Raw genomic sequence first — 18,158 nt, 5'->3', positions numbered from 1 at the left:
CAGAATGACCAGCATGTGGAACGCCGGGATACGATCACGGCCCCCGAGCACCACCTCCCCGTCCCACCTCCCGTCCCACCCCCCATCCCCGTCTCGCCCTCCCTCTCCCCGGAACCGTCATGACCACCACCAGCACCCCCGAGGCCGCAGAGCCCGGCCCTTCCCCGACCGCCGGCCCCGGCGCCGCCCCCGAGGCCGCCGTCGCTCCCCCCGGCCGCAAGTTCGGTCTCGCCGCGGCCACCGCCCTCGTCATGGGCAACATCATCGGCGGCGGCATCTTCACCCTCCCCGCCGCCGTCGCCCCGTACGGCACGGTGAGCCTGGTCGCGTTCGCCGTCCTCTCCGTGGCAGCCGTCCTGCTGGCGCTGCTGTTCGGGAAGCTGGCGAGGCGCAGCCCTGTCACCGGCGGTCTCTACGTCTACCCGCGCGACGCCTTCGGCCCCTTCGCGGGCTTTCTGTCGGCCTGGTCGTACTGGACGATGTGCTGGGTCAGCATCGCCGCCCTCGCCGTCGGTGTCGTCGGCTACGTCGACGTGCTGATACCCCTGGGCGACGGCAAGGCCGTCCTCGCGCTGGTGGCCCTGGCCGCGCTGTGGCTGCCGGCCGCCGCGAACTTCGCGGGCACCCGCTACGTCGGCGCCGTGCAGGTCGTCTCGACGATCCTGAAGTTCGTGCCGCTGCTGCTGGTCGCCACGATCGGCCTGTTCTTCATCGACACCGACAACTACGGCCCGTTCAACGCCTCCGGTCAGAGTGTGCCCGGCGCGATCGCCGCCTCCGCCGCCCTGCTCCTGTACAGCTTCCTCGGCGTCGAGTCGGCCGCCGTGAGCGCCGGCGAGGTCCGTGACCCCGAGCGCACCGTGGGCCGCGCCAGCGTCCTCGGCACCGTCGCCTCCGCCGTGGTCTACATCCTCGGTACGGTCGCCGTCTTCGGCCTCGTCCCGCACAAGGAACTCGTCGAGTCGGGCGCCCCGTTCGCGGACGCCGTGGACTCGATCGCGGGCGGCGGCTGGGGCGGCACCGTGATCGCGCTGGTCGCCGTCGCCTCCATCGTCGGCTGCCTCAACGGCTGGATCCTGATGAGCGCTCAGATGCCGTACGCCGCCGCCCGCGACGGGCTCTTCCCGAAGCCGTTCGCCCGGCTCGGCAAGGGCGGCGTCCCCGGCTTCGGCGTCCTCGCCACCGCCGCCCTCGGCACGATCCTCATCGTCGTGAACTACGCCGACGACCCGGACACCGCGTTCCGTGTCCTCGTCCTCATCACCACGTTCACCGGCTGCGTCCCGTACCTGCTCTCGGCCGCCGCCCAGCTGTACTGGCTGGCCCGCGGCACCCGCGAGCGCGTGCGCCCCGCCGGACTGGTCCGCGACCTGATCGTCGCCGGCCTCTCCTTCGCCTTCTCCTTCTGGCTCATCGCCGGCGCCGGCTACGCGGCCGTCTACCAGGGCGCCCTGTTCCTCTTCGCGGGCATCCCGGTCTACGTGTGGCTGCGGGGACGGCAGGAGACGCACGAGGACGCGGACACGACCTAGGCCCGTCGTCAAATTCCCACCTACCCCCCGGGCCGCCCTCCGGGCGACGGCGGGAATGTGACGACACGGCCTAGGTCCGGGCGGCCCCGTTCCGCGCACTCCATTCCTCTTCGAGCACGCCGAACACCAGGGAGTCGCGCCAGCCGTCCCGGATTCGCGCGGTGTGGCGCAGGTGGCCCTCGTAGGTCATGCCGAGCTTGTTCAGGACGCGGGACGAGCCGGTGTTCCGCGGGTCGCAGGTGGCGTGGATCCGGTGCAGGCCCAACTCGGCGAAGCCGTACGCGAGAAGGAGGCGACCGATCTCCGTGCCGATGCCCCTGCCCCACACCCGCGGATGCACGACGTAGGAGATCTCGCCCTGGCCATGCCTGAGGCTCCGGATGTGCAGTTCGCCCATCCCCACGACGTCGTCACCCAGGCGCGCCACATGGGCGAACCTGAGCCGGGGCGCGCTCGACCAGGCCTCCGCGGCGGCCGTCACGAAGTCGCGCGTCTGGTCCTCCGTGTTGGGGCCCCAGGGCTGGAAACGGCAGGCCTCCGGCAGGCGGGCCCACGCGTGGACGGCCTGCCAGTCCTCCGGCGTGATCCTGGTCAGGGTCACCGACTGCTCATCCATGGGTCCATCCTGCCAACTGTGCACGCAGGGAACACTCCTCCCTTCGCTCCCGGACAAGCGTCGTCCGGACGAAGCGCTAACTTCAGCCGTCGAGGGGCCTGTCCGCACCCGAGGGTCCCGCGCACTGTTCCAGGGAGTGAGTCATGAGTTCTCAGGCGAAGGCATTCGGTTTCGGCATGCCGTGGGAGGCGCTGTACGGATACAGCCAGGCCTTGCAGGTCGGTGACACGGTGTACGTGTCGGGACAGCTGTCCCACGACCGTGACGGGACCTTCGTGGGTGCCGACGACTTCGAACTGCAGGTCCGCACGACGCTGGAGAACCTCGACCTGGTGCTGAAGCGGTTCGGGGCCGAGCGGAGCCAGATCGTGGAGACGACCGTGCTGGTGAGGAACCTGCGGGAGAACTTCGACACGACGGCGCGGCTGCACGCCGAGTACTTCGGGGGGCACCGGCCCACCAGCACGGTCATGGGCGTCGCCGACCTGGCGCTGCCGGAACAGCTCGTGGAGATCGGCGCGCTCGTACGACTCGACGTGCAGCCGTAGGCCCTTACCCCGTCGCCGCGTGCCGGCCGCCTCCCCGCCGGCGGTTCCTGGCGCGGCGCCTGCTCATCGGTACGGCGAGCGTGCAGAGCAGGCCGACGGCCAGGGCGTACGGCCACCAGCCGGGGCCGTCGTCGGCCGAGGCGCCGGTGTTGAGCGTGTCGGGTCCCCGCACGCCGGTGTCGGCGCCCGCGGCGGACCTGGCCTTGGCAGGCGCGTTCGCCTTCGTCGCCGTCAGCACGACGTCGTTGCCGTCGCCGCCCCGGTAGCTGATCCGGTACGTGCTGTCGGCCAGCTTCACCTTCGCGCCCTCGCGCAGACCCTTGAACGTACCGGTGACGCCGCCCTTGCCGGTGTGGTCGATCACGGTGACCTTCTCGCCGGGGCCGCCGACGGCACCCAGGGCCGCGAAGTCCAGCTCGCCCGCCAGCCGTACCGCCCCGGCCACCTTCAACGGCTTCTCACGCAGCACCAGTCGGCCCCGCCCGGTCTGGGTGTAGCCACCGGTCACCCGCACGCCCGCCACGACCGTCCCGGCGTTGGTCACCGAGCCCCGCACCGTGCCCTTGCCGGAGAGGGAGCGGTTCACGGTCAGCCCGCCCGTGCCCACGTCGAGCGTCGCGCCCGCCGTGGTGAGCCGGATGCCCTTGCTGCGCGCCAGGGTCGCCCCCGAGCGGAGCGCGAGCGTGCCATTGGTGACCGTGGTCCGCCCGGTGTACGTCACCCCGCTGCCCGTCAGCGTCGTCGTCGCGGCGCCGGACTGCGTGAACGAGCCGCTGCCGCTGATCCTGGACAGTGTCACCGGCTTGGCGACGTTCCGGACGATGAGCGTGCCGTCGTTGACGACCTTGTACAGGTCGCCCTTGGTGTACAGCCCGCCGTCGCCGCCCCGCTTCCCGCTGCCCAGCCGCAGCACCGCGTTCTTCTGGATCGTCGTCGAGCCGTTGTAGTACTGGACGGCGGCGAAGGTGACGTCGTTGCCCTTCGTGCCCTTGATGACGATGTCCCCGGCGCCGGGGGCGGACAGTGTGTCGTGGAACCTGCCGCCGCCGATGGGGGCGCCCAGGGTGACGGGGCCGTTGTAGTCGAAGGTCAGCAGCGAACGGGAGCGGGCGGCGAGGAGGTTGATGTACACCGTCTCGGCGGTGCCCGGCATGAAGATCTTGTTCGTGGTGCCGTCGCCCCACTGGACGTTCGCGCCCTTGATGTTGGTGCCGCGCTTGTTGACGTTCTTCCGCGCGGGCGTCCAGTTCAGGGCCGGGTCGCTGAGTGAGGGATTGGTGTCCCCTCCCTGGTTCGACCAGCTGTACTGACCCGTGAGGATCACCTTGCTGCCGGGCCGGGACTGGACGTTGATGTCGCTGCCGTACTCACGCTGGTAGAAGTCCATGCCCTGGGTGACGGTCTGCCCCAGCGGTGTGTCCACGGTCCAGGTGCCCTGGTTGAGGATCTTGCGTACCCGGGGCAGCGAGGTCGCGTACTCCGGCGCTCCCGCGTTGAGCTGCGTCCCGTTGTCGATGACGCCGCTGAACGGATGGGTGCCCGACAGGTCCCAGGTGGCCCACAGGAACCTCGGCTGGCTGATCAGCCCCGAGCCGCTGATGGTGCCCAGGTTGTACTGGACGTCCTTCAGCGCCAGCCGCAGGGTGCCGTCGACCCGGATGTTGTCCTGGTTGAGCCGGAACGACGGGGTGTTGTACGGGAACTTCCCGATCAGCCCGGTCCGGCCGCCGTTCCCGTACTGGAGGGTCGCGCCCCGTGCGACGGTCACGGCCGGCGGGTCCGGGTTCGTCACGGTGACGTACGGGTGGTTGCCGCCGAGCGTCTTGACTACCTGCCGCTGCCGGGCCTTGGGCAGGGTGAACTCGCTGTCCCTGGTGAGGATCAGGGTCCCGGTGCCCCGCACGGTCAGCGTCCCGGTGCCGCTGAAGGTGCCGTTGTAGGTCGTCTTCCCCGGTGGCACGGTCACGACCGTGTCACCGTCGAGCCGGACGTCCCGGCCCGCCAGCACGTCGGCGGTCGCATCGCGGGGGGCTGCGGTCGCGGTCGGGGCACCGAGCATCAGGGCGGTGACCGCCAGGGCTCCGGCGGCCGCCGCTGTCTTGTGGATATTGCTGTGCACGCCTACGGAGACGGCCCGGCAGCCGGCCGATAACAGAAATCCGCGCACGACCCGCGACCGGTCGCGCCACAGCCCAGGGTCGTGCGAGCCGGCACAAGACGGAAAGCGCTCTCTCTCATCTCGTCCGACCCGTTGACCTCCCGGGGGCGCGCCCTTACCTTTTCGCCGTTCGGAGTGACCGATCTTGTGCGAAATGCCGAACGATTCTGTTCCTTTTTGTGTCGCCGCATCGCGCTCCGAACGCCCCCCACGCGCCACCGTCAGAGAGGCAGACCGCATGAGCCGCGACAACGCCTTGCCCCCACCCCCCGACCGCAGGCTGCTGCTGAAGGGCGCCCTGGCCGCGGGCGCCCTCACCGCACTGCCCGGCGTCGCCCACGCGGCGACCGGCGGTCCGGCCGCCTCCCCGGCCGGGCCGGGTGCCGCCGCCCCGTACGTCAACCCGCTGGTCCGCAACCGGGCCGACCCGCACATCCACCGCCACCGCGACGGCTTCTACTACTTCACGGCCACCGCCCCCGAGTACGACCGGATCATCCTGCGCAGATCCCGCACCCTGCGCGGTCTGTCCACCGCGTCCGAGGCCGTGATCTGGCGCAAGCACGCCACCGGCGTCATGGGCGCCCACATCTGGGCGCCGGAGATCCACCACATCGACGGCAAGTGGTACATCTACTTCGCCTCCGCACCCGCCGAGGACATCTGGGCCATCCGGATCTGGGTCCTCGAGAACGCGCACCGCGATCCGTTCAAGGGCACCTGGGTCGAGCGCGGCCAGCTGAAGACCGCCTGGGAGACCTTCTCCCTCGACGCCACCACCTTCACCCACCGAGGCACCCGCTATCTGGCCTGGGCGCAGCACGAGCCCGGCATGGACAACAACACCGCGCTCTGGCTGTCCAGGATGGCCGACCCGCTGACCCTGACCGGGCCGCAGGTCCGGCTCTCCACCCCGGAACTGCCCTGGGAGGTCATCGGCTTCAAGGTCAACGAGGGCCCGTCGGTCATCCGGCGCAACGGCCGCCTGTTCATGTCGTACTCGGCGAGCGCCACCGACTTCAACTACTGCATGGGCCTGTTGACGGTCGACGAGGACGCCGACCTGATGGACCCCGCCAACTGGTCGAAGTCCCCTACGCCGGTCTTCACCAGCAACGACACCACCAAGCAGTACGGGCCGGGCCACAACAGCTTCACCGTCGCCGAGGACGGCCGCACCGACGTCCTCGTCTACCACGCCCGCCAGTACAAGGACATCGTCGGCGACCCCCTGAACGACCCCAACCGCCACACCCGTGTGCAGCGCCTCGGCTGGAAGCCCGACGGCACCCCCGACTTCGGCGTCCCCGTCGCCGACACCCCCACCCCGACCTCACGGAAGGAGAGCTGAGATGCGACGTGCGTACGCGACACTCCTCGCGCTCTGTCTCGCGCTGGCCGGTGCCCTCGTCACCGCAGGTCCGGCCCAGGCGGCACCCCAGACCATCCCCAACGGCGTCCAGTTCACCGACAGCGGCGGCAACCCCGTGCACGCCCACGGCGGCGGCGTCGTCAAGGTCGGGTCGTACTACTACTGGTTCGGCGAGCACCGGAACCCCGACAACACCTTCAAGTACGTGTCGGCGTACCGCTCGACGGACCTGAAGAACTGGGAGTTCCGCAACAACGTCCTGACCCAGGCCACCGACCCGGAGCTGGCGACCGCCAACATCGAGCGGCCCAAGGTCATGTACAACGCGTCCACCGGCAAGTTCGTGATGTGGATGCACAAGGAGAACGGCGTCGACTACACCGAGGCGCGCGCCGCCGTCGCCGTCTCCGACACCGTCGACGGCGACTACACCTGGCGGGGCAGCTTCCGCCCGCTCGGCCAGCACATGTCCCGTGACATCACCACCTTCGTGGACACCGACGGCACCGGCTACATGATCTCGGCGGCCCGCGAGAACTACGACCTCCAGATCTACCGGCTCACCGCCGACTACACCCAGGTCGCCGCTCTCGTCGCCGACCCCTGGCACGGCGGGCACCGCGAGGCCCCGGCCCTGTTCAAGCGGAACGGCGTCTACTTCATGCTGACGTCGGGCGCGACCGGCTGGAGCCCCAACCAGCAGCAGTACGCCACCGCCACCAGCATCGCCGGTCCCTGGACGGCCATGACCAACATCGGCGACTCCACGACGTTCGGCTCGCAGACCGCGTACGTCCTGCCCGTGCAGGGCACCTCGACCACCTCGTACCTGTACATGGGCGACCGCTGGGGCAACTCCTTCGGCGGCACCGTCAACGACTCCCGCTACGTGTGGCTGCCGCTGACCTTCCCGACCTCGACCACCATGTCCCTGTCCTGGTCACCGGAGATCACCATCGACACGGCCGCCGGCACGATCAGCGGCACCGGCGCCACGTACAACACGCTGGTCGCCCGCCACTCCTCCAAGTGCGCCGACGTCATCAACCAGTCGCTGTGGGCGGGCGCCCAGATCAAGCAGTACGCCTGCAACGGCGGAAACAACCAGAAGTACTGGTTCAAGTCCGTCGGCGGCGGCTACTACCAGCTGGTGACCCGCCACAGCTCCCTGTGCGTGCAGGAGAACGCGAACACCGTCAGCCAGGAGAACTGCGACTCCTCGGCGAACAACCAGCAGTGGTCCCTGACCACCACCGGCTCCTACGTCAACGTCAAGTCCCGCGCGACCGGTGAGTGCCTGGACGTGAACGGCGCGTCCACCGCCGACTCGGCCGCGATCATCACGTACACGTGCAACGGCGGCACCAACCAGCAGTGGACGCGCGGGACATGACCCGACGTCAGGTCAGCAGGTCGATGGCGTCGTGCCGACCTCACCTGGCCTTGACGCGGGCGCGCTCGCCCCAGCCGTTCACGCGCGGCTGACGAACCGATGGGGCGGTGGCAGAGTCTGCCACCGCCCCCACCTTTCGTCGACGAGTCACGTACACGTGCAACGGCGGCACGAACCAGCAGTGCACGCGCGGGACGTGATCTCAGACGAGTAGGTCGATCGCGTCGATCGACGTCCCGGCACTGAGGTAGGAGGTCGTCCCCGACCCGCTCACCACATTGATCCTCAGCACGTTGTACTGACTCGTGTCTGTCCGCCAGGCGGACGCGGGCACGCTGTAGGTGAACGTGTGGTTGTTGCCCCGGTACGAGCCGTTCGTCAGCGAGCGGGTGTTCGGCTGGGTGGGCGGGGAGGGGATCGCCGACGTCCAGGTGTCGTTGACGACGACCTGCGGCCGGCCGTTGGCGTAGGCCGTCGTCACCCCGATCCGCAGGGTGTGCGCGGCGGCGGCCTGGGCCGCGGTCAGCCGGAAGTAGACGAGGAGGCCGCTGTTCACGTCCTTCCACAGATAGCAGGGGAAGGCGGAGGTCTCGGTGCCGCTGCCGATCACCACGTTGCCGGTCCAGGAGGCGGCCCGGACGTCCGACGGGTGCGCGTACGTCATCAGGTCCGCGTTCTTGAAGCCGCTCGGCGTGCCGTTCCAGTCGTTGATCCGCCAGATCGCGCTCGCGTTGGACGGGTCGTTCGACGACGGGATGGCGATCGTGTTGAGCGTCGTCGTGCCGCCTGCCGTGACTGTCACGGAGGTCGTGTACACCGCCAGCTCGCTCTTGTGGACGGTCAGCGTGTACGTCCCCGGCAGCACACCCGTGATGTTGAAGTAGCCGTCCGACGAGCGTGCGGAACCCCAGTACTGCGCGGCCGAGTTGGCGAGCCCGACCGTGTACGGGTACGACGTGTTGCGCCCGGTGATACCGACGCCCGTCACCCGGCCCCGGCCGCCCGCGCCCACGTACCCGGCGATGCCGAGCGAGTCCGCCCACGGGGTGGTCAGCGTGCCCGGGAACAGCGACGAGGAGGGTGCCCCGCCGTTCGTGAAGGCGATGACGTACGGGCCCTGGAGGCCGAACCGCTGCTCCTCGGTCTGGTTCTGCCCGTAGTACAGGATCTCGTACAGGCCGCCGCCGTCCGCGCTCTGGTGGCGCAGCAGCGAGCGGTAGAACGGGCCGCCGGACGCCTTCTCGTGGTTGCTGCGCACGATCCACAGGCCGACGCCGTTCGCCGACCAGCCGACGTAGTCGTAGTCCATGACCCGCAGCCGGGAGAAGTGCTTCGAGCGGGTCTGGCCGTCGGACTTCCGGAAGACGTCCGAGGCCTCGATGGCGGTGGGCGCGTAGGTGTACGAGTCGGGCGCGTCGTTGAGGAACAGGCCCGCCCGGACGCGCAGGATGAAGCGGGTCGCGGAGACCGAGGTGTCGGCCTTGTTGGTCCACACGTAGATGTTGTTCTCGCCGCTGCGGGCCGCGTAGTAGTGCCGCAGCGTGCCGTACGTGACGGAGACCAGGATCGTCGAGCCGGACTGCCGGATCGTCACCGTGGAGCTGCCGAGGCCGGACTCGATGTGCGAGTTCTTGCCGCCGTAGCCCTGGTACTCCGTGCCCCGGTGGACGAGCGACGCCAGGTCGCCGTTGCTCTTCCTGACCTTGAACACGAGGTCCGCGCCGGTGTCGACGACGTAGTGCGTGCCGTCGTCGCTCCAGCGGAACGCGGCGGCGCGGGCGGTGCCGGCCAGCGGCCCGGCGAGTGCCGCGCCGGCCGCGGTCGCCGCCGTGCCGAGGACGAAGCCGCGGCGGCCGAGGGCCGCTCTGTCGGTGGCCTGGGACATGGGGGTGCCTCCTCAGGAGGGTGGGGGAGTGCGGGTGATTGGGAAGGGTGACAGTTGAATCGATTTCGCGAAAGGGCTTTCACAGCAGGGGGGTTGGCCATCTTGTGAAAGTGCGCCGACGTCTAGAAAGCGCTTGCCAAACGGGGTACGGTCCAGCCGCCGGGTCTTGTCATCCCTCCCGAGGAGCCGCAATGAGACGTTTCACCGTCGCCGCGCTGACGGCGGCGACCCTGGGTACCGTCCTGTCGGCCGTACCGGCCCAGGCACACCACGGCCGACCCGTCCTGGGCCCCGAGTACTGCACGGCGACCGCCTGCCACTTCGACGTCCCCGCCGGCACCTACGACGTGACCGTCCGCCTCGGCGGCGACAGCGCCGCGAGCACGAGCATCACCGGCGAGACCCGCCGCGCCCTCCTGCCCGAGACGGCCACGGCCGCCGGCGAGCCGGTCTCCCGCGGTTTCACCGTGAACGTCCGCACCCCCGAGGGCGAACCCACCGGACCCGACGGCACTCCCGGCCTCGACCTCGTCATCGGCGGCTCGGCCCCCGCGCCGGCCGACATCCGCGTGACCCCCGCCCACCGGGCCCGGCAGATCCTCCTCGTCGGCGACTCCACGGTCTGCGACCAGCCCGGCGACCCGTACTCCGGCTGGGGCCAGCAGCTCCCGCAGTACCTCCGCAAGGGCCTGTCGGTCGCCAACCACGCCGACTCCGGCGAGAGCACGGTGTCCTACCTCGCCGACTCCCGGCTGTGGGCCACCGTCCAGCCGAGGATCCACCGCGGCGACCTCGTGCTGATCCAACTGGCCCACAACGACAAGCAGACCGACGAGGCCACCTACCGCGCCAACCTGGAGACCCTGGTCGCGGGCGTCCGCGAGAAGGGCGGCCGGCCGGTCCTGGTCACCCCGATCGTGCGCCGCTGGTTCAACGCGGACGGCACCCTGAACAACAACACGGCCCTCCTCGTCAACGGCCTCGGCGTCGACCACCCGGCGGTCGTCCGCTCCGTCGCCGCCGCCCACGACGTACCCCTGATCGACCTCACCGCGAAGACGAAGGCCCTGGTCGAGTCGCTGGGCCCCGAAGCGTCCAAGGCGCTGTACCTCTACAACGAGAAGCGCGACAACACCCACACCTCCGTCCACGGCGCCACCGTGTACGCCGGCCTCGTCCGCGACGAACTCGTCGCCCAGGGGCTGGTGCCGGCCGGGCGGACCAGGGTGGGATGAGCCCCTGGGGCGCCCCGACCGGAACCGGGGCGCCCCAGGTTCCAACCGACGGCGACGACCCAGGAAAGCGTGCGCACATGCCCTCCCAGCCAGACGAGGACCGCAGCCTCAGCCCGTACACCGGCTACACCCGCGCCCACTGGGAGGCCGCCGCCGACGCGCTGCTGGCCGCCGTGGAGCCGTACGCGACGGCCGGCGGCGCCCTGTACGACCTGCCCGGCGACCGCACGAGCTGGTCGGGCCGCCTCTCGGACGGCCTGGAGGGCTACGCCCGTACGCTGCTCCTCGCCGCGTTCCGCAAGGACGACAAGGCCCTCGCCCGCTACGGCGACGGGCTCGCGGCCGGTGTCTCGGGGGTGTGGCCGCGTATCGAGGACCGGAGCCAGCCGCTCGTGGAGGCGGCGTCCATCGCCCTCGCGCTCCGGCTCACCCGGCCGCTGCTGTGGGACCGCCTCGACGACGGGGTGCGCCAGCGCGCGGCGGACTGGCTCGGCGACGCGCTCACCGCCGAACCCTGGCCGTGCAACTGGGAGTTGTTCCCGGTGACCGTCGGTGGCTTCCTCGCGGAGATCGGCCACGAACCGGAGCGGTCCCGCCGGGTGATCGAGCAGCGGCTCGACCGCATCGAGCAGTGGTACCTGGGTGACGGCTGGTACACCGACGGCGACGGCCGCAAGTTCGACTACTACAACGGCTGGGCGATGCACCTCTACCCGGTGCTGCACGCCTGGCTCGACGGTGACCAGCGCCTGCTGGACCTCTACGGCGGCCGTCTGGCGACCCATCTCGACGACTACGCCCGGCTGTTCGGCGGTGACGGCGCCCCGCTGCACCAGGGCCGCTCCCTGACGTACCGCTTCGCCACCACGGTCCCGCTCTGGCTGGGCGCGCTGACCGGCCGGACACCGCTCGGGCCGGGCGAGACGCGCCGACTGGCGTCCGGCGCCCTGAAGTACTTCCTCGACCGGGGCGCCGTCGACGACCGGGGCCTGCTGTCACTGGGCTGGCACGGACCCGACCCGGCCGTCCTCCAGGGCTACTCGGGCCCCGCCTCCCCGTACTGGGCGAGCAAGGGCTTCCTCGGTCTGCTGCTGCCGCCGGACCACGCGGTGTGGACGGCGACGGAGGAGGCCGCGCCGGTGGAGCGCGCCGACGAACTGCGCCCGCTGGGCCCGCCCAACTGGCTGCTCCAGTCGACCCGTTCCGACGGACTGGTCCGCCTGCACAACCACGGCAGCGAGGACGTCCGCTACGACCCGTACTACACGCGCCTCGCGTACTCCACGGTGACGGCGCCGGTGCCGTCGGCGGCGCCCCCGGTGTCGTACGACAACAGCGTGATCGTCGACGGCGAGGCGAGCCGGACCGCCATCGAACCCCTTGGTGTGGGCGAGGGATGGGCGGCGTCCCGCCACACGGCCGCCGGGGGAGTGCGGGTGACGAGCCTCGTCCTCGCCCGCGGGGCGGTGGAGGTACGGGCCCACCTGGTGGCGGGGGCGGCGCCCGGGACGCCGGTCCGCGTGACGGGCTGGGCGCCGACCGACGGCGTCCGCACCGAACTCCGGCCGGCCGTCGGCCTCGCCGCCGCCGACGAGGACGCGCCAGGGCCGGACGCCCTCACCGGAACGACGGCCGACGGCGCCACGCTCTTCGTCGCCCTGTCCCGCCTGACGGGCGACCCGGCCCCGGCGCCACTGGAGGACACGGTGATCGTGCGCCTCGGGGACCAGGGCGACCTGCGCGTCCGCTGGACCGCCGGCCCGGAGGTCCGGGCCCTGCTGACGGACGGCGCGGTCTCGGTGGACGTGTGAGGGCAGACCGGGGCGGGGCGGGGCGGTGCGGTCGGAGCGTGACGTCGGTCAGGTGACGTCGTAGGTCAGGTGGGTCGCGGTCGAGGTGATCGTCGCGTCGCGCCGTACGAGTGTGCGCGGGGTCGTGCCGGTGAAGAGGGGGGTGCCGGTGCCCAGGACCACAGGGGCGACGTGGAGGGTGAGGGCGTCGAGGAGACCGGTGTCGAGCGCCGAGCCGACGGTGGCGCCGCCGCCCATGACGACCACGTCCAGGTCCCGGCCGGCGGCGGACGACGCCGCCTCGGCCCGCTCGCGCGCGGCGGCGACGGCGTCGGCGAGGCCGGTGGTGACGAACGTCCAGTCGAGGCCGGTGAGCCGTACGGAGTCCGGCGGTGAGCTCGTCACGACCACGAACGCGGGCTTGCCGACCTCGCCCGCGCCGTAGCCCGTCTCGTCGTCCCAGCCGTACGGCCCGTCGACCACGTCGAAGAGGCGCCGGCCGAGGACGACGGCGCCCGAGCGGGCGGTCGCCTCGCGAAGGATCCGGCGGTCCTCCGGATCGTCGGAGAACGCCCAGGTGTGCAGGGCCTCGCCGCCGGTGCCCAGCCCGTTGTCCGGGCCGGGGTCGGGGCCGGTGACGAAGCCGTCGAGGGAGACGGAGATGTCGGCGATGACGCGGGTCATACAGGGCAGACCCGCTCCCCGCCCGAAACTCATCGGTCCCGGACGGCCCGGCCGGGGCGCCCCCGGATCCCGGTCAGGGGCCGGTCGTGCCGACGACGGTGAGATCACCGGCCGCCGCGGGGGCGTGGGCGCCCCGGCCGTCGTGTGCCAGGCGCCCAGCGGGTGGGCGGGGCGGACGGCGTGAGGGTGATGCAGCAGTCATGCCGTCGCCCTCGCTGTCGCCCTCGCCGTCACGGCCGCCCCGCGGCGCTGCGCGGCTCTCCCGCGTCCTGCAGTGCGGTCGCCTCCCGGGGCCAGTTCTCCAGGGCCACGTGCAGGGCCTCGATCGCCCGGTCCCAGGACGCCCGTACGTCGCGTGTCGCGCCGAAGCCGCCGTCGGCCTCCAGGGCGCAGTAGCCGTGGAAGGTGCTGCGCAGCAGGCGTACCGCGTCGGTGAGGTCGGGCTCCTCCAGGCCGTAGGCGCGGAGCATGCCGTAGGTGATCTCGGCGGTGCGGCGGAAGGCGGGCGAGGCGGTCGCCAGGTCCTGGTCGATGCGCGCCTGGGTGGCCGCGTACCGCCCCGGCCGCTCCAGCGCGTACGCCCGGTAGGCCCCGGCGAACGCGGCCAGCGCGTCCTTCCCGGCCCGCCCCGCCACCGCCTCCGCGATCCGCTCGATCATCTCGCCGCCGGCCAGGAACGCGACCCGGGTCCGCAGGTCCTGGAGGTTCCTGACGTGGGAGTACAGGCTCGCGTCCTTCACCCCGAACCGCCGGGCCAGCCCGGACAGCGTGACGTTCTCGAACCCGACCTCGTCCGCGAGATCGGCCGCGGCCGCCACGACCCGTTCGGTCGTGAGCCCGGTTCTCGGCATGGGCGACCACCTCGTGTTCCGTGCGCCTGGGATCCGTTGGGACAGCCTAGGCCCTGTCGTCAAAGTCCCGCCGTCGCCCGGAGGGCGGCCCCGCGGCGTCAGGTGCGTGCTCTCGGCGTGCCGGGCCCTGACCCGTGTACTGGACGTACTCGGGTCGGGGCCCGGTGCGTCGAGAGCGCGTGCATGGCGTCGCGGGGTAGGTGGGAATTTGACGACAGGGCCTAGGTGAGGCGGACACGGCCTAGGATCCCGGCGTTGCTGGTCACGGTGGCCTCAGGGTCAGCCGATCGGTGCGTACAGGACGCCCAGCTTGTCGATCTCGGTGCCCGAGCGGCCGGTGAAGCCGACGATCTGGCGGCCGGCGGGGGCGGTGAAGGTGCGGGCGTCTCCGGTGGGCGTGCCGGAGGCGAGCGTGCGGCCCTTGTCGGTGGTGAAGGCGGCGGAGAAGATCCGGGTGCGCCCGTCCTTCTTGCCCTGGGTGAGCCTCACCGACGTGAGGTGCTCGCCGGGCGCCAGGGTCAGCGAGGCGGCCGTGCCGCCGGTGCCGCCGTGGGTGAGGGTCGTGCCGCCGTCGTGGGTGAGCGACACCCCGTCGAGGCGGGACGCGCCGCGCAGCGTGAGCGTCCGGGGCGAGAGGGTCGGGGGGAGGTCGTCCGCGTCGTTGAACGCCGTGCCGTGCGGGCCGCCGAAGAAGTCGCTCGCCGCGAGTCGGGGGTCGACGGTCCAGGAGAAGTCGACGGTGTGCGGGAAGTGGTCGGAGAGGTTCTTCCCGGCCGCGTCGAGGAACGCCGCCCACTCGTTGTGGTAGCGCGTGGCGGTCAGGTCCACGACGGCGCTGTCCCGGTAGAGGACCTTGTCGACGACCTCGCAGTCCTGGGCCGGGGCGGTGGTGGCGCAGACCTGTGCGTCGCCGCCCTGGGCCGGTGGCGTGCCGCCCTTGACGAGGTCCACCCACGGGTCGCGCAGGCCGTTCTCCGTCAGCAGCGTGCGGATGTTGTCGCCCGCGCGCGTGTAACGGGTGTTGGTGTCGCCCATGACGATCACCGCGTTGCCCGCCGAGTTGGCCTTGATGAAGTCGGAGAGCTGCGTGATGTTGGCCCGGCGGGCGGCCAGCGCCGCGTCGTCGGAGTCGGCGTTGGTGTGCACGTTGTAGAGGTCGACGAAGACGCCCTCGGCGAGCCGCACCCGGGCCAGCGAGAAGCCCTTGGGGGTCAGGCAGTTGGTGCCGGTGCACTTGTTCCACTTGACCCGCTCGAAGTCCTCGAAGGGAAGGTCCGAGAGGGTGTTGAGGCCGTCCCCGAAGGGCACCCCGCCGCTGGTCGCCGTGCGGTACGGGTGGTCGTCGCCCGCGTACAGCGCCGCGTGGTAGTTGAAGTCCTCCTGCACGTTGACGATGTCGTAGGCGCCGAGGCGGGGCGAGATCAGGGGCGTGTTGGTCTTCGGGCTGCCGGAGCTCAGCCCCTCCGGGAGGCCCGCGACGTTGTACGTCAGCACGTCGAAGGTGCCGGAGGGGGCGGCCGTGGCGGGCGCGGCGCCGGTGGTGGCGAGGCCCGTGACGGCCAGGGCGGCGGCAGCGAGGGTGCCGAGGAGTCGTCTCATGCGGGTACTCCGGGGAGGGGAGTGGGGAAAGTGAGCAGTGCTCAGATTCTGGGTCAACCAGTGTGACGATAAAGGGCAGTTGGGGAAACAGTGAGGGACGTGATGATCTGACGCGTCCATGGCACCCCACGGCCACCCGGTACTCGTTCAACGTTCATGTTTCGCCTCGATCCTCCACGGGCGGCGCGCTCGCGTCGCGGAAGGCAGCCGCGGAAGGCAGCGGCATCCAGGAGGCGTCACATGGGACACGGGCACGCGCACGGTCACCACCACCACGGACACGACCACGAGCACGGGCATGGGCCCGGTCACGCGGCGGACGGCCTCCCCGCCGCCTTCGACACCGCCGTGCCCGACGAGGCGCTGAGCCCCGAGCAGCAGTCGCGCCGCACCCTGCTGCGCCGCGCCGGTCTGCTGGGCGCGGGCCTGACCGCCGCGAGCGTCCTCGCCCCGGCGGCGGCGAACCCCGCGTACGCCGCCTCCGCCGGCAGCCGCAAGCGCGGCGGGTTCCTGTGGCTGGCCGGCGACCACCACATCCACACCCAGTACAGCAACGACGGCAAGTACCGCGTCGTCGACCAGGTCCGCCAGGGCGCCCGGCACGGCATGGACTGGCTGGTCATCACCGACCACGGCAACGCCACCCACGCGAAGATCGGCGTCGAGAAGGTCAACCCGGACATCAGGGAGGCCCGGGCGGCGTACGAGGACACCCTCGTCTTCCAGGGCCTGGAGTGGAACATCCCGGCCGCCGAGCACGGCACCGTCTTCGTACACCCCGGAAAGAACGAGGTCGCCGTCCTCAAGCAGTTCGAGACCGACTACGACGGCGGCGTGAAGGGCGCGACCGACTCGACGCCCGCCAACGAGGCCCTCGCCATCGCCGGGCTGAACTTCCTGGCCGAGCAGGTCCGCCGCCGCAAGGTCAAGGACGTGCTCATGCTCGCCAACCACCCCGCGCGCAAGGGCATCGACTCCCCGCACGAGCTGCGCGCCTGGCGGGACGCCACCAGCCCCCGCCACCGCATCGCCGTCGGCATGGAGGGCGCCCCCGGCCACCAGGCCGGAGGCATCGCCGCGCCACTCGGCATGGGCCGCGCCCGCGGCATCTACGACAACAGCCCCGGCGCCAACTCCTTCCCCGGTTACCCCCCGGAGTCCTACCGGACCTGGGGCGGCTTCGACTGGATGACCTCCACCGTCGGAGGCCTGTGGGACAGCCTGCTCGCCGAGGGCAAGCCGTGGTGGATCACCGCCAACTCCGACTCCCACAACGTCTACACCGACACCGCCGTACGCGGCGGCCCGGACAGCGACTACACCGCCAACGGCAGGCACACCGACCCCGTCTACGGCGGGAAGATCGACCTGACGGAGGGCGACTACTGGCCCGGCCAGTACAGCCGCACCCACGTCGGCGCCGCCGGCTTCTCCTGCGCCGCCGTCATGGACGGCATCCGCGCCGGCCGCGTCTGGGTGGACCACGGACAGCTCATCAGCGGCCTCGACGTCCGGATGTCCGGCGGCGGCCGCTGGGCCACCCTCGGCGGCGCCCTGCACGTCAAGAAGGGCACCAAGGTCACCCTGACCGTCGACGTGGCGCTCGCCGGCGGCCCCAACTGGGCCGGCTTCGTGCCCGAGCTGGCCCGCGTCGACGTCATCCAGGGCGATGTGACGGGCACCCCCGCCGACAAGGACACCTTCACCGCGCCGACCGCGAAGGTCGTCAGGTCCTACGAGGTGAACAAGTCCACCGGCACCGTCCGGCTCACCTGTCACCTCGGCCGGGTCGACCGCCCCCTCTACGTCCGGCTGCGCGGCACCGACGGCAACCGCTCCGCCGTCGGCCCGATGGGCGCGGCGGTCGACCCGGCCGGCCCCGCCATCGACGTCGTCGGTGACGCCGACCCGTGGCGCGACCTGTGGTTCTACTCCAACCCCGTATGGGTCCTGCCCTCATGACGCCGTACGCCCTCACCGTGGACGCGGGGGTCCGGGACCTCCGTGCCGCCGATCACCTGCTCCATGCGCTGGCCGCCGAACTCGCCCTGCCCGAGGGCACCTTCGGTTGCACGCACCTGGTCCGCGAGGGCCGGCCGAGGGTCGCCCTGTCCCTCGCGGTGCCGTCGCAGCCGCTCCTGAGCGCCGTCCGGGAGCGGCTGGCGGCCCGCGACCACGAGGTGACGCCCGGCATCCCGGACGCCATGGGCCGTGCCGTGCTCTACCCCGGCGCCACGGCCCTGACCGGCACCCTGACCGTCGCGGACGTGCTGGACCGCTCCGCGATCACCCGGGTGACCGTCCTCGGCGGGCCCGGCGAACCGGACCCGGCCACCCCGCTGGTGACACAGGACCACGTCCGCCCGCACTGGCACGACGGCGAGCTGGTCCTCACCGCCATGCCCGCCGTCGGCGGCACTCTCGTCCCCTTCGAGGTGCCCGACCCGACACCGTGCTGCGCGGACCACTGAGGCGGGGCGGCGGACACGCGTGAG

Annotated in this window: 14 protein-coding genes; 8 read left to right on the top strand and 6 right to left on the bottom strand. The window is 71.6% G+C overall.

All coding sequences use genetic code 11. From position 1 onward, the window contains the following. Positions 1–119: 119 nt before the first annotated feature. Positions 120–1,532, top strand: a complete 1,413-nt coding sequence (locus ACZ4Z2_RS29710; RefSeq protein ID WP_468080147.1) for an amino acid permease — start codon at positions 120–122, stop codon at positions 1,530–1,532. Positions 1,533–1,602: 70 nt separating this feature from the next. Here the strand turns inward: ACZ4Z2_RS29710 and ACZ4Z2_RS29705 are convergent, their stop codons facing one another. Then, the gene (locus ACZ4Z2_RS29705; RefSeq protein ID WP_468080146.1) at positions 1,603–2,148 is read right to left on the bottom strand and encodes a GNAT family N-acetyltransferase; all 546 of its coding nucleotides are present in this window, start codon (positions 2,146–2,148) and stop codon (positions 1,603–1,605) included. 143 nt (positions 2,149–2,291) lie between these two features. On the opposite strand from ACZ4Z2_RS29705, the gene ACZ4Z2_RS29700 reads away from it, so the two are divergent. Beyond that, a complete protein-coding gene (locus tag ACZ4Z2_RS29700; RefSeq protein WP_468080145.1) occupies positions 2,292–2,696 on the top strand; it encodes a Rid family hydrolase in 405 nt (134 codons plus the stop codon). Positions 2,697–2,700: 4 nt separating this feature from the next. On the opposite strand, the gene ACZ4Z2_RS29695 is transcribed toward ACZ4Z2_RS29700, so the two are convergent. Beyond that, positions 2,701–4,755: an autotransporter gene (locus ACZ4Z2_RS29695; RefSeq protein WP_468080254.1), complete on the bottom strand. Its 2,055-nt coding sequence runs from the start codon at positions 4,753–4,755 to the stop codon at positions 2,701–2,703. A gap of 337 nt (positions 4,756–5,092) precedes the next feature. Here ACZ4Z2_RS29695 and ACZ4Z2_RS29690 point away from each other — a divergent pair, with 337 nt between their 5' ends. Both ACZ4Z2_RS29690 and ACZ4Z2_RS29685 read left to right on the top strand, forming a co-directional pair. Beyond that, positions 5,093–6,205, top strand: a complete 1,113-nt coding sequence (locus tag ACZ4Z2_RS29690) for a glycoside hydrolase family 43 protein (RefSeq protein WP_468080143.1) — start codon at positions 5,093–5,095, stop codon at positions 6,203–6,205. Position 6,206: 1 nt separating this feature from the next. Continuing rightward, complete coding sequence (locus ACZ4Z2_RS29685) at positions 6,207–7,619, top strand: RICIN domain-containing protein (protein ID WP_468080141.1); 1,413 nt, start codon at positions 6,207–6,209, stop codon at positions 7,617–7,619. A gap of 202 nt (positions 7,620–7,821) precedes the next feature. Here the strand turns inward: ACZ4Z2_RS29685 and ACZ4Z2_RS29680 are convergent, their stop codons facing one another. Next, on the bottom strand, positions 7,822–9,504 hold the full coding sequence (locus tag ACZ4Z2_RS29680) for a rhamnogalacturonan lyase B N-terminal domain-containing protein (protein ID WP_468080140.1): 1,683 nt from the start codon (positions 9,502–9,504) through the stop codon (positions 7,822–7,824). Between the two features lie 191 nt (positions 9,505–9,695). Between ACZ4Z2_RS29680 and ACZ4Z2_RS29675 the strand changes: the two genes are divergently transcribed. After that, positions 9,696–10,739 (top strand): rhamnogalacturonan acetylesterase, encoded by a 1,044-nt coding sequence (locus ACZ4Z2_RS29675; protein ID WP_468080138.1) that lies wholly within the window; start codon positions 9,696–9,698, stop codon positions 10,737–10,739. Between the two features lie 77 nt (positions 10,740–10,816). After that, positions 10,817–12,550 carry a DUF2264 domain-containing protein gene (locus ACZ4Z2_RS29670; protein WP_468080137.1) on the top strand — a complete coding sequence of 578 codons (1,734 nt, stop codon included), beginning with the start codon at positions 10,817–10,819 and terminating at the stop codon, positions 12,548–12,550. Positions 12,551–12,598: 48 nt separating this feature from the next. Here ACZ4Z2_RS29670 and ACZ4Z2_RS29665 read toward each other — a convergent pair whose 3' ends face one another. The 3 genes from ACZ4Z2_RS29665 to ACZ4Z2_RS29655 all read right to left on the bottom strand — a co-directional run bounded on the left by ACZ4Z2_RS29665 (position 12,599) and on the right by ACZ4Z2_RS29655 (position 15,663). After that, a complete protein-coding gene (locus tag ACZ4Z2_RS29665) occupies positions 12,599–13,213 on the bottom strand; it encodes a dihydrofolate reductase family protein (RefSeq protein ID WP_468080135.1) in 615 nt (204 codons plus the stop codon). Between the two features lie 230 nt (positions 13,214–13,443). Next, complete coding sequence (locus ACZ4Z2_RS29660; protein WP_468080133.1) at positions 13,444–14,064, bottom strand: TetR-like C-terminal domain-containing protein; 621 nt, start codon at positions 14,062–14,064, stop codon at positions 13,444–13,446. A gap of 279 nt (positions 14,065–14,343) precedes the next feature. After that, a complete protein-coding gene (locus ACZ4Z2_RS29655) occupies positions 14,344–15,663 on the bottom strand; it encodes a jacalin-like lectin (protein ID WP_468080132.1) in 1,320 nt (439 codons plus the stop codon). 240 nt (positions 15,664–15,903) lie between these two features. Between ACZ4Z2_RS29655 and ACZ4Z2_RS29650 the strand changes: the two genes are divergently transcribed. Together ACZ4Z2_RS29650 and ACZ4Z2_RS29645 are read left to right on the top strand one after the other, a co-directional pair. Beyond that, on the top strand, positions 15,904–17,625 hold the full coding sequence (locus ACZ4Z2_RS29650) for a PHP domain-containing protein (protein ID WP_468080131.1): 1,722 nt from the start codon (positions 15,904–15,906) through the stop codon (positions 17,623–17,625). Next, positions 17,607–18,134, top strand: coding sequence for a hypothetical protein (locus ACZ4Z2_RS29645; RefSeq protein ID WP_468080129.1), 528 nt, complete (start codon positions 17,607–17,609; stop codon positions 18,132–18,134). Before ACZ4Z2_RS29650 ends, ACZ4Z2_RS29645 begins: the two co-directional genes overlap by 19 nt. The last annotated feature ends 24 nt before the right edge of the window (positions 18,135–18,158 follow it).

The sequence above is a fragment of the Streptomyces sp. NPDC030183 genome (assembly GCF_055573455.1).
This window is presented reverse-complemented; position numbering and strand designations above follow the sequence as displayed.